This is a genomic window from Pigmentiphaga daeguensis (assembly GCF_039523035.1).
Taxonomy (GTDB): Bacteria; Pseudomonadota; Gammaproteobacteria; order Burkholderiales; family Burkholderiaceae_B; genus Pigmentiphaga; species Pigmentiphaga daeguensis.
Window position 1 is genome coordinate 14,553 of sequence record NZ_BAAAEN010000009.1, and the last position, 14,760, is coordinate 29,312.

Annotated in this window: 11 protein-coding genes; all 11 read left to right on the forward strand. The window is 68.9% G+C overall.

Annotation, left to right across the window (positions count from 1 at the left end):
• Position 1: 1 nt before the first annotated feature.
• The 11 genes from murF (at position 2) to ABD104_RS13165 (ending at position 14,663) form a co-directional block, all read left to right on the forward strand.
• A complete protein-coding gene (murF, locus tag ABD104_RS13115; RefSeq protein ID WP_343927645.1) occupies positions 2-2,965 on the forward strand; it encodes a bifunctional UDP-N-acetylmuramoyl-L-alanyl-D-glutamate--2,6-diaminopimelate ligase MurE/UDP-N-acetylmuramoyl-tripeptide--D-alanyl-D-alanine ligase MurF in 2,964 nt (987 codons plus the stop codon).
• A complete protein-coding gene (gene mraY / locus ABD104_RS13120) occupies positions 2,955-4,124 on the forward strand; it encodes a phospho-N-acetylmuramoyl-pentapeptide-transferase (RefSeq protein WP_087841735.1) in 1,170 nt (389 codons plus the stop codon). The genes murF and mraY overlap by 11 nt, the downstream gene beginning before the upstream one ends.
• Positions 4,125-4,148: 24 nt before the next feature.
• The gene (gene murD, locus ABD104_RS13125; protein ID WP_279815619.1) at positions 4,149-5,687 is read left to right on the forward strand and encodes a UDP-N-acetylmuramoyl-L-alanine--D-glutamate ligase; all 1,539 of its coding nucleotides are present in this window, start codon (positions 4,149-4,151) and stop codon (positions 5,685-5,687) included.
• Between the two features lie 4 nt (positions 5,688-5,691).
• A complete protein-coding gene (ftsW, locus tag ABD104_RS13130) occupies positions 5,692-6,885 on the forward strand; it encodes a putative lipid II flippase FtsW (protein ID WP_087841734.1) in 1,194 nt (397 codons plus the stop codon).
• Entirely contained in the window at positions 6,882-7,949 is a 1,068-nt protein-coding gene (gene murG, locus ABD104_RS13135) for an undecaprenyldiphospho-muramoylpentapeptide beta-N-acetylglucosaminyltransferase (protein ID WP_279815617.1), read from the forward strand. The genes ftsW and murG overlap by 4 nt, the downstream gene beginning before the upstream one ends.
• A 6-nt stretch (positions 7,950-7,955) precedes the next feature.
• A complete protein-coding gene (murC, locus tag ABD104_RS13140; RefSeq protein WP_087841732.1) occupies positions 7,956-9,395 on the forward strand; it encodes a UDP-N-acetylmuramate--L-alanine ligase in 1,440 nt (479 codons plus the stop codon).
• Positions 9,392-10,336 carry a D-alanine--D-alanine ligase gene (locus tag ABD104_RS13145; RefSeq protein WP_087841731.1) on the forward strand — a complete coding sequence of 315 codons (945 nt, stop codon included), beginning with the start codon at positions 9,392-9,394 and terminating at the stop codon, positions 10,334-10,336. Before murC ends, ABD104_RS13145 begins: the two co-directional genes overlap by 4 nt.
• A 20-nt stretch (positions 10,337-10,356) precedes the next feature.
• Positions 10,357-11,172 (forward strand): cell division protein FtsQ/DivIB, encoded by an 816-nt coding sequence (locus ABD104_RS13150; RefSeq protein WP_087841730.1) that lies wholly within the window; start codon positions 10,357-10,359, stop codon positions 11,170-11,172.
• Positions 11,169-12,401 (forward strand): cell division protein FtsA, encoded by a 1,233-nt coding sequence (gene ftsA / locus ABD104_RS13155; RefSeq protein ID WP_087841729.1) that lies wholly within the window; start codon positions 11,169-11,171, stop codon positions 12,399-12,401. The genes ABD104_RS13150 and ftsA overlap by 4 nt, the downstream gene beginning before the upstream one ends.
• A 278-nt stretch (positions 12,402-12,679) precedes the next feature.
• A complete protein-coding gene (gene ftsZ / locus ABD104_RS13160; RefSeq protein ID WP_132980572.1) occupies positions 12,680-13,858 on the forward strand; it encodes a cell division protein FtsZ in 1,179 nt (392 codons plus the stop codon).
• A gap of 301 nt (positions 13,859-14,159) precedes the next feature.
• The gene (locus ABD104_RS13165) at positions 14,160-14,663 is read left to right on the forward strand and encodes a peroxiredoxin (RefSeq protein WP_087841728.1); all 504 of its coding nucleotides are present in this window, start codon (positions 14,160-14,162) and stop codon (positions 14,661-14,663) included.
• Positions 14,664-14,760: the final 97 nt, after the last annotated feature.

Genomic DNA, 14,760 nt, shown 5'->3' on the forward strand with positions numbered 1-14,760 from the left:
GATGGCGACGTCTCCCGCCTCCATCCTGGAGTGGCTGCGCAAGCATGCCTCTCCAGGTTCGCATTTGCGCCTGGACTCCAGGGCAGTGCAGGTGGGCGACATCTTCCTGGCCTACGCGGGCGCCCGCAGCGACGGCCGCGACTTCATCGGCCAGGCGCTCGAGCGTGGCGCGAGCGCGGTGGTGTTCGAGGACACCGCGGCCGACCGCACGGCCGCGCTCAAGCGGGACCTGGCCGAACGCGGTATTCCGGCGCTGCCGGCGGCGGGCCTGAAGGCCGCGCTGGGTGTCGTCGCGTCCGGCTGGTACGGCGATCCTTCGCGCGACATGAAGGTGATCGCCGTCACCGGGACCAACGGCAAGACCTCGTGCACGCAGTGGATCGCGCGCGCGCTGACCGACGGCGGCATGCCCTGCGGCGTGATCGGCACGCTGGGCATCCAGATCCCCGGACCGGACGGCGGCTCGCGCGCGCTGGCCACCGGCCTGACCACGCCCGACGCCGTGGCCCTGCACCGCGCCCTGGCCGACATGCGGCGCGATGGCGTCGCGGCGGTCGCGATCGAGGCGTCGTCCATCGGCATCGCCGAAGGACGGCTGGACGGGCTGCACGTGGACATCGCCGCCTTCACCAACCTGACCCGCGACCATCTGGACTACCACCCGGACATGGCCGCCTACGAGGCCGAAAAGGCGAGGCTGTTCTCGTGGCCGGGCGTGGCCGCGGCGGTCGTGAACCAGGACGACGAGGCCGGCCGGCGGCTGTTAGCCTCGCTCCAGGCCAGCGGCCGGTCCGTGGCGCTGACCGCCTATACGCTGGAACCGGCGCAAGCCGGTGATGCGGCGCCCCGGGTGCTGCGCGCCTCCGACCTGCATGCCACCGGCAGCGGAATGGTCTTCACCTTGAACTGGCAAGCCCACGCGGTGCAGATCGCCACGCCGCTGCTGGGCGAGCACAACGTCTCGAACCTGCTGGCGATGGCGGGCGTGCTGCTCGAGCTCGGATGGAGCGTGCAGCGCGTGTCGTCCGCGCTGGCGTCCGCCCAGGCGGCGGCCGGCCGGCTGCAGGCGGTGTCGGCGCCGGGCCGCGCCCCGGGCGAGGGCGGGCCGCTGGTCGTGGTGGACTACGCGCACACGCCGGACGCCCTGGCGCGTGCGCTCGACGCTCTCGTGCCGGTGGCCCGGACGCGCGGCGGCCGGCGGATATGTGTATTCGGTTGCGGCGGCGACCGCGATCCCGGCAAGCGGCCGCAGATGGCCCAGGTGGCGTGCGCCCATGCCGATCTGGTGGTGGTGACCAGCGACAATCCCCGCAGCGAGCGGCCCCAGGCCATCATCGAGCAAATCCTGGCCGGCGTGCCCGCGGGCAGCGCCGTGCGGGTCCAGCCCGACCGCGCCCTTGCCATCCGGGAAGCCGTCTTCCAGGCCGGGCCCGACGACGTCGTCCTGCTGGCGGGCAAGGGCCACGAGGCCTATCAGGAGATCGACGGCGTTCGCCATCCGTTCTCGGACGTCGAGCAGGCCGAGGCCGTCCTGGCGGCCTATCGCGCCGCGCCCACCGCCGGCGGGCTGATGACGGTGGCCGACGCGGCGCAGGCCATGCGCGGGGTCGTGCATGGCGAGGCCGGCGCCGACCGCGTGGCTTTCTCCCATGCCGGCAGCGACTCGCGCAACGTGGCCGCCGGCGAATTGTTCTTCGCCTTGAGCGGCGAGCGTTTCGATGGCCATGCCTATGTGTGCGCGGCGCACGAGGCGGGCGCGGTGGCGGCCGTGGTACAGCGTCCGGTCGATGGTGCCGGGATGCCGCAGGTCGTGGTGGCCGATACCCGCCGCGCCCTGGGCGACCTGGCGGCCGCCTGGCGCGGGCGATTCGCGATTCCGGTGGTGGGCGTGACCGGCAGCAACGGCAAGACCACCACCAAGGAAATGATCGCCGCCATCTTCGCCGCGCGCCATGGCGCCGACGGCCGGCTGGCGACTCAGGGCAACCTGAACAACGAGATCGGCGTGCCGCTCACGCTGATGCGGCTGCGCGGCACGCATCGCTGCGCCGTCATCGAGCTGGGCATGAACCATCCCGGCGAGATCGCCGAACTGTCGCGCATCGCCGCTCCCACCGTGGCGCTGGTCAACAACGCCCAGCGCGAGCACCAGGAATTCATGCACACGGTCGAGGCGGTGGCGCGCGAGAACGGCGCCGTCATCTCGGCCCTGGCTGCCGACGGTATCGCCGTGTTTCCCGGCGACGATCCCTATACCCCCGTGTGGGCCGAGCTGGCCGGCACGCGCCGCTGCCTGCGCTTCGGCCTGTCGGGCGAGGTCGAGGTCTCTGCCGCGAACCTGCGGCTGGATGCCTTCGAGACCCGCTTCCAGCTGCGCACGCCCGGCGGCCAGGCCGAGGTCGCGCTGGCCGCGGCCGGCCTGCACAACGTGCGCAACGCGCTGGCCGCCGCCGCGTGCGCGCTGGCGGCGGGCATGGAACTGGACGTCATCGCCCGCGGCCTGGCCGAGTTCGCGCCGGTCAAGGGCCGCATGCAGCGGCACCGCCTGCAAAGCGGGGCACTGCTGATCGACGACACCTACAACGCCAACCCCGACTCGGTGCGCGCCGCGATCGACGTGCTGGCCACGTTGCCTCAGCCGCGGGTGCTGGTGCTGGGCGACATGGGCGAGGTGGGCGACCAGGGGCCGGCCATGCACGCCGAGGTCGGCGCCTATGCCCGGGAGCGCGGCATCGACGCACTGTTCGCGCTGGGCGAGGCGACGCGCGACTCGGTGCAGGCCTTCGGTGCCGGCGGCATGCATGCCGACGCGGTCGAGCAGGTGGCGCCCGCCGTGATGGCGGCCGGCCCCGCGTCGGTGTTGGTGAAGGGCTCGCGTTTCATGCGCATGGAGCGGGTGGTGCAGGCGTTGCAGGCCGGCCCCCCGTCGGATCATTCTTCTATTGGTAATAAGCATGCTGCTTGAACTGGCCCAGTGGTTGTCCGAGGATTACCGGGCTTTCTCGGTGTTCAGCTACATCACGTTGCGCGCGGTGCTCGCGTGCGCGACGTCGCTGCTCATCGGCCTGATGGCGGGCCCCTGGGTGATACGCAAGCTCACCGCGCTCAAGATCGGCCAGGCCGTCCGCACCTACGGCCCCGAAACCCACCTGATCAAGAGCGGCACGCCCACCATGGGCGGCGCGCTGATCCTGATCTCCATCGGCGTCTCGACGCTGCTGTGGGCCGACTGGAGCAACCGCTTCGTCTGGGTCGTGCTGCTGGTCACCTTCGGCTTCGGCTGGATCGGCTGGTCGGACGACTACCGCAAGGTCGTGCGCCGGGATCCGGAAGGCATGCCGGCGCGCGAGAAGTTCTTCTGGCAGACGCTGATCGGTCTGGTCGCGTCGGTGTACCTGGCCTTCGCCATTTCGGCGCCGGATGCCGGCGGCACCTGGTCGCTGTTCGTCGACTGGATCTCGGGCGGATTCGGCTACCACCTGCCGCCGCGCGCCGACCTGATCGTGCCGTTCTTCAAGAGCGTGAGCTATCCGCTGGGCGTGATCGGCTTCATCGCGCTGACCTGGGCGGTGATCGTGGGCAGCAGCAATGCGGTCAACCTGACCGACGGACTGGACGGCCTGGCCATCATGCCCACGGTGCTGGTGGGCACCGCGCTGGGCGTGTTCGCCTACGTCGTGGGCCGCGTCGACTATTCCCGCTACCTGCTGTTTCCGTACATCCCGGGCGCATCCGAACTGATGGTGATCTGCGCCGCGCTGGGGGGCGCGGGGCTGGCCTTCCTGTGGTTCAACGCCTATCCGGCCCAGGTCTTCATGGGTGACGTCGGCGCGCTGGCGCTGGGCGGCGCGCTGGGCACCATGGCCGTGATCGTGCGGCAGGAGATCGTGCTCTTCATCATGGGCGGGGTGTTCGTGGTCGAGACGCTGTCGGTCATCCTGCAGGTGAGCTGGTTCAAGTACACCAAGAAACGCTACGGCCAGGGCCGGCGGATATTCAAGATGGCGCCGCTGCACCATCACTTCGAGGTCAGCGGCTGGAAGGAAACCCAGGTCGTCGTCCGGTTCTGGATCATCACCATGATGCTGGTGCTGATCGGACTGGCGACGTTGAAGTTGCGTTGAACCGTGTCGGACGAATCGCTGAACATGCAAACCCCCGTTGAAACCGCCGCGCAAGCGCCGTTCACCCTGGTCCTGGGCCTGGGCGAATCGGGCGCGGCCGCCGTGCGCTGGTGCGCGCGGGCGGGCGGGGGCCTGCGCGTGGCCGACTCGCGCGCCGAGCCGGCGGGTTTGCAGGCCCTGCGGGAAGCCGCGCCGCACGCCGAGTTCCGGCTGGGCGCGGGCGCCATGCGGGACAACGGCGGCGTGAGCGTCTTCGATCCCGCCCTGCTCGAAGGCGTCGAGCGCGTCGTCATCAGCCCGGGCCTGCCGCCGCACGCGGCGCCCGCGGGCGACCTGGTCGGCGCCGCCCGCGAACGCGGGATCCCGGTCATCGGCGAGATCGAGCTGTTCGCGCTGGCCCTGGCCGAGCTGGCCGTCTCCAGGTCGTACGCGCCGCGCGTGCTGGCGGTGACCGGCACCAACGGCAAGACGACCGTCTGCGCACTGACGGGCCATCTGGTCGAGGCCGCCGGCCGTACCGTGGCGGTGGCCGGCAACATCAGCCCGGCCGCGCTGACCGCGCTGATGGCCGCGCTGGACGAGGACCGCCTGCCAGACGTCTGGGTGCTGGAACTGTCGAGCTTCCAGCTGGAAACCACGCACAGCCTGCGGCCCGACGCGGGCGCGGTGCTGAACCTGACCCAGGACCACCTGGACTGGCACGGCGACATGCGCGCCTATGGCGCCGCCAAGGCCCGGCTGCTCGCGGCCTCGTCGGTAGCCGTGGTCAATCGCGACGATGCCCAGGTGGCGGCCATGGTCGAGCGGCTGGACGCGGAGCACGTGCGCAGTTTCGGACGCGAGGCACCGGTGGCCACGGGCGACCTGGGGCTGGACCACAGCCATGGCGTGGCCTGGCTGGCCGAGGCGGCGGCCGAGGATTTCGACGCGCCGCCGCCCAAGCGCAAGAAGGGCGAGGTCGTGACCCGTCCCGATGGACGGGTGAACCGGCTGATGCCGGTCGACGCGCTGCTGATCCGGGGCCTGCACAACGCCCTGAACGTCCAGGCGGCGCTCCTGCTGGCGCGCAGCCTGGGGCTGCCGTGGGCGCCGCTGCTGCGCGCGGTGCGCGAATACCGGGGCGAGCCGCATCGCGTCGAGTTCGTGCGCGGCATCGCCGGCGTCGATTTCATCGACGACAGCAAGGGCACCAACGTGGGCGCGACCGTCGCCGCGCTGGAGGGACTGGGCCAGCGCAGCGTGCTGATCGCCGGCGGCGTCGGCAAGGGCCAGGATTTCTCGCCGCTGGCCCGCGCCGTGGCCTTGCATGCGCGCGCCGTGGTCCTGATCGGCCGCGACGGGCCGCTGATCGCCGAGGCGCTGAAGGACACCGGCGTGCCGCTGGCCACCGGCCAGGACCTGGACGCCGCCGTGCGCACCGCCCTGGACCTGGCGCAACCGGGCGATGCCGTGCTGCTGTCGCCGGCCTGCGCCAGCTTCGACATGTTCCGCGACTACAAGCACCGCGCCGACCGGTTCGTCGATGCCGTGCAGACGTTAGCTGCCGACCGGGGGGAGGTGTAGCCCGATGAGCCTGTTCGCCGAACTCACCGGTAGCGTCAACGCCGTGCGGCCCAGCCGCACGCGGATGCTGAACTACGACGCCGCGCTGGTCACCTCGGCCCTGGCGCTGCTGCTGCTCGGGCTGGTCATGGTGTATTCCGCGTCGGTCACGCTGTCCGACTCGCCCAAGTTCGCTAATTACGGCAACTACTATTTCCTGGTCCGCCACGCGCTGTACCTGACACTGGGCGTGGTGGTGGCCGCCGCCACGTTCACGATCCGCATGGACGTGTGGCAGAAATTCTCGATGCCGGTGTTCGGCGTGGCCCTGTTCCTGCTCGTGGCGGTGCTGATTCCCGGCATCGGCAAGGAAGTGAACGGCTCGCACCGCTGGCTGCCGCTGGGCTTCGTCAACTTCCAGCCCTCCGAGCTGATGAAGCTGGCCGTGCTGATCTACGCCGCCGACTACACCGTGCGCAAGCAGGCCTACATGCAGAACTTCGTGCGCGGCTTCCTGCCCATGGCCTGCGCGATGGCGGCCACGGGTCTCTTGCTGCTGCTCGAACCCGACCTGGGCGCCTTCGTGGTCATCGTCGCGATCTCGATGGGCATCCTGTTCCTGGGCGGCATCAACGGCAAGCTGTTCGGCGGCCTAACCGCCGTGCTGGTGTCGACCTTCCTGCTGCTGATCTGGGCCGCGCCCTGGCGGCGCGAGCGGCTGTTCGCCTACCTGGATCCCTGGACCGAGGCCAACGCGCTGGGCAAGGCCTACCAGTTGTCGCATTCGCTGATCGCCTTCGGCCGCGGCGAATGGTTCGGCGTGGGCCTGGGCGCCAGCGTGGAAAAACTGCACTACCTGCCGGAGGCGCACACCGACTTCCTGCTGGCCGTGATCGGCGAAGAACTCGGGTTCGTCGGGGTGCTGGTCGTGATCACGCTGTTCTTCGTGATCGTGCGCCGGGGCTTCGAGATCGGCCGCCAGGCCATCGCCATGGACCGCGTGTTCAGCGGTCTCGTCGCCAAAGGCGTGGTCCTGTGGATAGGCGTGCAGGCGCTGATCAACATGGGCGTGAACCTGGGCCTCTTGCCAACCAAGGGGCTGACGCTGCCCTTCATGAGTTTCGGCGGCTCGGGCATCATCGCCAACATGGCGGCGCTGGCCGTGCTGATGCGGGTGGACTACGAGAACCGCATCCTGATGCGCGGAGGGCGGCTATGAACGCGCCGCGCACGCTGATGGTCATGGCCGGCGGCACCGGCGGCCACATCATGCCGGGACTGGCGGTGGCCGGCGCGCTGCGCGCGCGCGGCTGGAACGTGGTGTGGATGGGCAATCCGGACGCCATGGAAGGCCGGCTCGTGCCGCCCCAGGGCATCCCGATGGCGCCCGTGCGTTTTTCCGGCGTGCGGGGCAAGGGCCTGGCCACGCTGCTCAAGCTGCCGTTCACGCTGGCCCGCGCCGCGGCGCAGGCCCTGTCGGCGTTGCGCCGCTACCGTCCCGATGTGGTGCTCGGCATGGGCGGCTACGTGGCGCTGCCGGGTGGATTGATGGCGAGGCTGCGGGGCACGCCGCTGGTCGTGCACGAACAGAATTCGGTGGCCGGCATGACCAACCGGGTGCTGGCGCGCTGGGCCAGCAAGGTGCTGACCGCTTTTCCCGGAGCCTTGCCCGGCGAGCTGACCGGCAATCCCGTGCGGCCCGAGGTGGCCGCCGTGGCTCCGCCGGCCGAGCGCTTCGCCGGCCACGCCGGTCCGCTGCGCCTGCTGGTCGTGGGCGGCAGCCTGGGGGCGCAGGCGCTCAACGGCACCGTGCCCGCCGCCCTGGCGATGCTGCCGGCGGACGCGCGTCCGCAGGTGGTGCACCAGGCGGGCGAAAAGCACATCGAGGAATTGCGCACGGCGTATGCCCGGGCGGGAGTGGACGCCGACTGCCGCGCGTTCATCGCCGACATGGCATCCGCCTATGCCGAGGCCGACCTGGTCATCTGCCGCTCCGGCGCGATGACGGTGGCCGAGGTATGCGCGGCGGGCGTGGCGGCCCTGTTCGTGCCGTTCCCGCACGCGGTGGACGACCACCAGACCACCAATGCCAGATATCTGAGCGATGCGCAGGCCGGATGGCTGCAGCCGCAATCGGCCCTGACGGCCGAGTGGCTGGCCGACTGGCTGCGCCAACGCACACGGGCCGAACTGGCCGAAACCGCGACCCGCGCGCGAGCGCTGGCGCATCCGCTCGCCACCGAGCGGATCGCCGACATCTGCGAGGCGGCGGCGCGACGCTGACACATCATGAGACATCGAATCCGACACATCCATTTCGTTGGCATAGGCGGCTCCGGCATGAGCGGGATCGCCGAGGTGCTGTTGAACCTCGGCTACCGCATCAGCGGATCCGACCTGGCCGACAACGCGACCACTCGCCGGCTGGCGGAGCTGGGCGCGCACATCACGCAGGGCCACAGCGCCGGCAACGTCGAGGGGGTGGACGCCATCGTCACCTCCACCGCGGTCGCGGGCAACAACCCGGAAGTGATCGCCGCGCGCAACAAGCGCATCCCGGTCGTGCCGCGAGCGGTCATGCTGGCCGAGCTGATGCGCCTGAAGCGCGGCATCGCGGTGGCGGGCACGCACGGCAAGACCACCACCACCAGCCTGATCGCCAGCGTCCTGGCGGCGGGCGGGCTGGATCCGACCTTCGTCATCGGCGGGCGCCTGAATTCGGCGGGAGCCAACGCCAAGCTGGGGCAGGGCGAGTTCATCGTGGTCGAGGCCGACGAATCGGATGCCTCGTTCCTGAACCTGCTGCCGGTCATGTCGGTGATCACCAACATCGACGCCGACCACATGGATACCTACGGCCACGATTTCGCGCGGCTCAAGAGCGCATTCGTGGAATTCACGCAGCGGATGCCGTTCTACGGCACCGCGGTGCTGTGCATCGACGACGCCAACGTGCGCGAAATCCTGCCTTTCGTCTCGCGGCCGGTCACGACCTACGGCTTCGCCGCCGATGCGCAGGTGCGCGCGACCGACGTCCGCACCGACGGTCCGCGCATGTGCTTCACCGTCAGGCGGCGCGACCGGCAGGTCGAACTGCCGCCGCTGGACATCACCTTGAACCTGCCCGGCGAGCACAACGTGCGCAACGCGCTGGCGACCATCGCGGTGGCGACCGAGCTGGGCGTGCCGGACGACGCCATCCGCGAGGCCCTGGCGGCGTTCAAGGGCGTCAATCGCCGCTTCACGCAGGCGGGCGTATTCCCGGTGAAGGCCGAACACGGCGGCGGCAGCTTCACGCTGATCGACGACTACGGCCACCACCCGGTGGAAATGGCCGCCACGCTGGCGGCGGCGCGCGGCGCCTACCCGCACCAGCGCATCGTGCTGGCGTTCCAGCCCCATCGTTACACACGCACACGGGATTGCTTCGAGGATTTCGTCAAAGTGCTGGGTACGGCCGATGCCCTGCTGCTGGCCGAGGTCTACGCCGCGGGCGAACCGCCCATCGTGGCGGCGGATGGCCGCTCGCTGGCCCGCGCCGTGCGCGTGGCCGGCAAGGTCGAGCCGGTGTTCGTCGAGGACATCGCCGACATGCCGCAGACCATCGCGGATTTCGCGCGCGACGGCGACATCGTCATCGCGATGGGCGCCGGCTCCATCGGAAGCATGCCGGCAAGAATGGGAGCGCTGTTCGCTCCGGCATCGGATCAGGAAGGGATACCGCAATGAGCGCGCAATTCGGCAAGGTCGGAGTGCTGTACGGAGGGAAGTCCGCCGAGCGCGACGTGTCCATCATGTCCGGCACCGGCGTGCACAAGGCCCTGCGCAGCGCGGGCATCGAGGCGCACCTGTTCGACACCGGCGTGCGCTCGCTGGCCGAGCTGGCCGAGGAGCGCTTCGACCGCGTCTTCATCGCCCTGCATGGACGCTATGGCGAGGACGGCACGATCCAGGGCGCGCTGGAACTGTTGCGGGTGCCCTATACCGGCAGCGGGCCGCTGGCTTCCGCGCTGGCCATGGACAAGACCATGACCAAGCGCATCTGGGTCCACGAAGGGCTGCCCACGCCGCGCTTCGAGACACTGGACCGCCGGTCCGACCTGGCCGCGGTGGCCGCCCGCCTGGGCCTGCCGCTGATCGTCAAGCCGCCGCACGAAGGCTCCACCATAGGCGTGACCAAGGTCACGGACCTGGCCGGCATGCGCGCGGCCTACGACCTGGCGGCCGAGTACGACGAGCAGGTCCTGGCCGAGGCCTTCATCCAGGGCCGCGAGCTGACCGTGGCCATCCTGGGTACCGGCGCCTCGGCGCGGGCCTTGCCGGTGGTCGAGATCGTGGCGCCCGAGGGGAACTACGACTACGAGCACAAGTATTTCACCGACGACACCCGCTACCTGTGCCCCGCGCAGCTGCCGCCCGCGGTCACCCAGCGTGTCCAGGAAATCAGCGAGGCCGCGTATCGCGTCCTGGGCTGCGAAGGCTGGGGCCGGGTGGACGTGATGCTGGATGCCGACAACCAACCCTATCTGCTGGAGGTCAATACCTCGCCCGGCATGACCGGCCATTCCCTGGTGCCCATGGCGGCCGCCGCCGAAGGCATGAACTACGAATCCCTGTGCGTGGAGATCCTGAAGGATGCCCGCTGCAAGGTTTCAGGCCGGTCTTCGTAAGAGATTGAATCGGACACTCTGTGTGGAACGACTCCCGTACCCTGAATCTCATCGCCAATACCCTGTACCTCGCCGCGGCGCTGGTGCTGGCGGCGTGCGCGCTGCTGTGGCTGGCGCAGCGACCGGTGTTCGCGTTGCAGACGATCTGGATCGAGGCCGAGGACGGCACGCTCCAGCATGTGACGCCGGCCAGCGTGCATCCGGCCATCTCCGGCCGGCTGACGGGCAACTTTTTCACCGCCGACCTGGAGCAGATGCGCCAGGTGTTCGAGACGGTGCCCTGGGTGCGGCAGGCGTCGCTGCGCAGGCAATGGCCCAATTCGCTGGTGGTGACCATACAGGAGCACCAGCCGCTGGGACTGTGGAACGAGAACCGCTTGCTCAACACCTACGGCGAATCGTTCACCGCCAACCTGGGCGAGGCCGAGGACGACCGGCAATTGCCGATCTTCGCCGGCCCGGAGGGCTCCGAAAAGCTGGTGGCGCAGCGCTACGCCGAGCTGACGCGCTGGTTCGCGCCGGTCAAGCTCGACCCGCTGCGGGTGGTGCTGACGCCCCGCTATGCCTGGCAGGTGGAGTTGTCCAATGGCGCGATCATCGACCTGGGGCGCGAGCCGACCACCGCGCCCGGCACGGACACCGCGTCGCTGGAGTCGCGTGTCCAGCGCTTCGTGCAGGCGATTCCGGTGATCGAATCGCGCATCGGCAAGCTGGAACATGCGGACCTGCGCTATCCGAACGGCTTCGCGGTCACCACCGCCCGGCCGCCGGCCAGTGCCAAACCGAATCCAAGGAAACCTGCATCAACCATGCAACCTAACCAGAAAAGACCATGACTCGTGAAACCAAGGATCTGATCGTTGCCCTCGACATCGGCACCAGCAAGGTGGTGGCGGTCGTGGCCGAGATGCTGCCTGAAGGGCGCTTCGAAGTGCTCGGTCTCGGGCAGCATGAGTCGCGCGGCATGCGCAAGGGCGTGGTCGTCAACATCGAAACCACGGTCAACTCCATCCAGCGCGCGCTGGAGGAGGCCGAGCTCATGGCCGACTGCAAGATCCGGGACGTCTTCACGGGTATCGCCGGCAGCCACATCCGCAGCTTCAATTCCAGCGGCATGGTGGCGATCAAGGACAAGGAAGTCACCGCCACGGACGTCGCGCGCGTCATCGAGACCGCCAAGGCCATCAACATCCCGACCGACCAGCAGGTGCTGCACGTGCTGACGCAGGAGTTCATCGTCGACGGCCAGGAGGACATCCGCGAGCCCATCGGCATGAGCGGGATCCGCCTGGAAGTCCGGGTGCACATCGTGACTGGCGCGGTCAGTGCCGCCCAGAACATCGTCAAGTGCGTGCGCCGCTGCGGCCTGGAGGTGCAGGACCTGATCCTGCAGCCGCTGGCCTCGAGCCTGGCCTGCCTGACGCCCGACGAAAAGGAACTGGGCGTGGCCCTGGTGGACATCGGCGGCGGCACCACCGACATCGCCATCTTCACCGGCGGCGCGATCCGGCACACCGCGGTCATTCCCATCGCCGGCGACCAGATCACCGGCGACGTCGCCGCGGCGCTGCGCACGCCCACGCCCGATGCCGAGGAGATCAAGCTGCGCTACGGCGTGGCCAAGCAGGTGCTGGCCAGCCCCGACGAGCGCATCGAAGTGCCCGGGCTGGGCGACCGCGGGCCGCGCCAGCTGTCGCGCCAGGCGCTGGGCGCCGTGATCGAGCCGCGCGTCGAGGAGCTGTTCACCTTCGTGCAGCAGGTGATCCGCGAGTCGGGCTACGACGAGCTGCTGTCGTCCGGCATCGTGCTGACCGGCGGCACCTCGCAGATGCCCGGCGTGGTCGAACTGGCGGAGGACATCTTCCTGAAGCCCGTGCGGCTGGGCGTGCCCGAGTACACCGGCAGCCTGGCGGACGTGGTCCGCAGCCCGCGCTTCTCGACGGTGATGGGGCTGCTGGCCGAGGCCCGCTTGCAGCGCGTGCGCGGCCGCAAGGTGGCGCAGCAGACCGGAAATGTCACACAGGTTTTCTCTCGTATGAAAGAGTGGTTCCTGGGGAATTTTTGAAGCGATCCCCCGTCGCATACGTTGCCCGAATCGTGCAGTCCTTCGCAGTCCGATGAAGCAGTGCCCGTTCTTTGAGTCTGTGCAGTTGCAGGTCCAGAGTATCCAGTAGTTCGTTCAAATCAGTTTTTTACATGAGTCGAGGAGGTGCGTGACCGGGGAAGGTGAAACGTGAAGCGCGATCCCAAGGCGGGGTCAGTCAGATGGTCGATTCCGGCCCGATCACATTTCACATTTCACATTTCCCAGCCGCCACTTATCCGCCAGAACCCCCGGAGGTCATTATGAAATTCGAAATGCTAGACACCGATACCCGTGGAACGGTCATCAAGGTGGTGGGCGTGGGCGGCGCCGGCGGCAACGCCGTTGCCCACATGATCCGTCGCGGCGTGCAGGGCGTGGACTTCATCTGCGCCAACACCGACGTGCAGGCGCTGTCGCATACCAATGCGCCGGTGCAGATCCGCCTGGGCCGCAGCGGCCTGGGCGCCGGCGCCAAGCCCGAGCAGGGCCGCGCCGCCGCCGAGACCGCCCGCGAAGAGATCCGTGACGCGCTGCAGGGCGCCAACATGGTGTTCATCACCGCCGGCATGGGCGGCGGCACCGGTACCGGTGCCGGCCCCGTGGTGGCCGAAGTCGCCAAGGAGCTCGGCATCCTGACCGTGGCCGTGGTGACCAAGCCCTTCAACTTCGAGGGCAGCAAGCGCATGCGCATGGCCGAGGAAGGCATCGAGGCCCTGACGCAGCACGTGCATTCGCTGATCGTCGTGCTGAACGAGAACCTGTACGAACTGCTGGGCGAGGACGCCACGCAGGAAGACTGCTTCAAGTCGGCCGACGACATCCTGCACAATGCCTGCGCCGGCATCGCCGAGATCATCAACGTGGACGGCAACGTCAACGTCGACTTCGAAGACGTCAAGACCATCATGAGCGAGCAGGGCAAGGCCATGATGGGCACCGGCATCGCGAGCGGCGTGGACCGCGCCCGCGTGGCGTCCGAGCAGGCCATCGCGTGCCCGCTGCTGGAAGGCATCGACCTGAACGGCGCCCGCGGCGTGCTGGTCAACATCACCGCCAGCCGTTCGCTGAAGATGCGCGAGACCCGCGAGATCATGGACACCATCCGCAGCTATGCCGCGGAAGATGCCACCGTGATCTTCGGCGTGTCGTACGACGATGCGATGGGCGAAGACCTGCGCGTGACCGTCGTGGCGACCGGCCTGGGCCGCAACAAGGCCAAGCCGCAGCTGGTGCAGAACACCATGCAGCAGCTGCGTACCGGCACGGACAACGTGCCGGCCTACAACGCCCAGGCGGGTGGCACCAACTACCACGACTACGACACGCCCACGGTCTTCCGCAACCCGCGGGATGCGTCGATGCGCGTGCAGGCGCTGGAAAGCTCGGGCATGGAGCACCTGGACATCCCCGCCTTCCTGCGCAAGCAAGCGGATTGAGCCAAGGCTCAATCCGCTTGCTGGGTGGGTGAGCCCCCCGTACGCGCTGACGCGCGCCCCCCAGGGGGCGATGCGAGTGGACCGGCAAAGCCGGATCCACCGCATCCTGGGTCTAGTTCCTGTATCGTGAGGTCCTGGCGCTGTTGCTTCGCAGGCTGCCTGCGCTAGCACCGGTGGTACAACCCAACCAGTCCCCACTAGACCCAGGAAACCGCGGATCTGGCTTTGCCAGTCCGCCGGTTTCGCCCCCTGGGGGGCGCGCGTCAGCGCGTAGGGGGGGACATTTTTTTAGGAGTCTTCCATGACCATCAAAGTAGGTGATCGCGTCCCCGACGGTACCCTGACCGAATTCATTGCCGTGGAGACCGAGGGCTGCTCGCTCGGCCCCAACGCGTTCCAGGTCGCGGATCTGGTCAAGGGCAAGAAGATTGCCGTGTTCGCCGTGCCGGGCGCCTTCACGCCCACCTGCTCGGCCAAGCACGTGCCCAGCTACCTGCAGAACCATGATGCCCTGAAGGCCAAGGGCGTGGACGAGATCTGGTGCGTGGCCACCAACGACGCGTTCGTGATGGGTGCCTGGGCCAAGGACCAGGGCAGCCAGGGCAAGATCCGCATGCTGGCCGACGGCTCGGCCAAGTGGACCAAGGCGCTGGGCCTGGAATTCGACCTGACCGAGCGCGGCATGGGCGTACGTTCGCAGCGTTATTCCATGCTGCTGGACGACGGCGCCGTCAAGGTGCTGAACGTCGAAGCTCCCGGCAAGTACGAAGTCAGCGACGCGGAAACCCTGCTCAAGCAGCTGTAATTCCGTTTCCGGGATGGCCGCGGCAGGGCGTGCGCGGCCGTCCCGGAACCTGTGGCGGGCCACCCGCTCTAACACGGAAACGTTACAATATAGTATT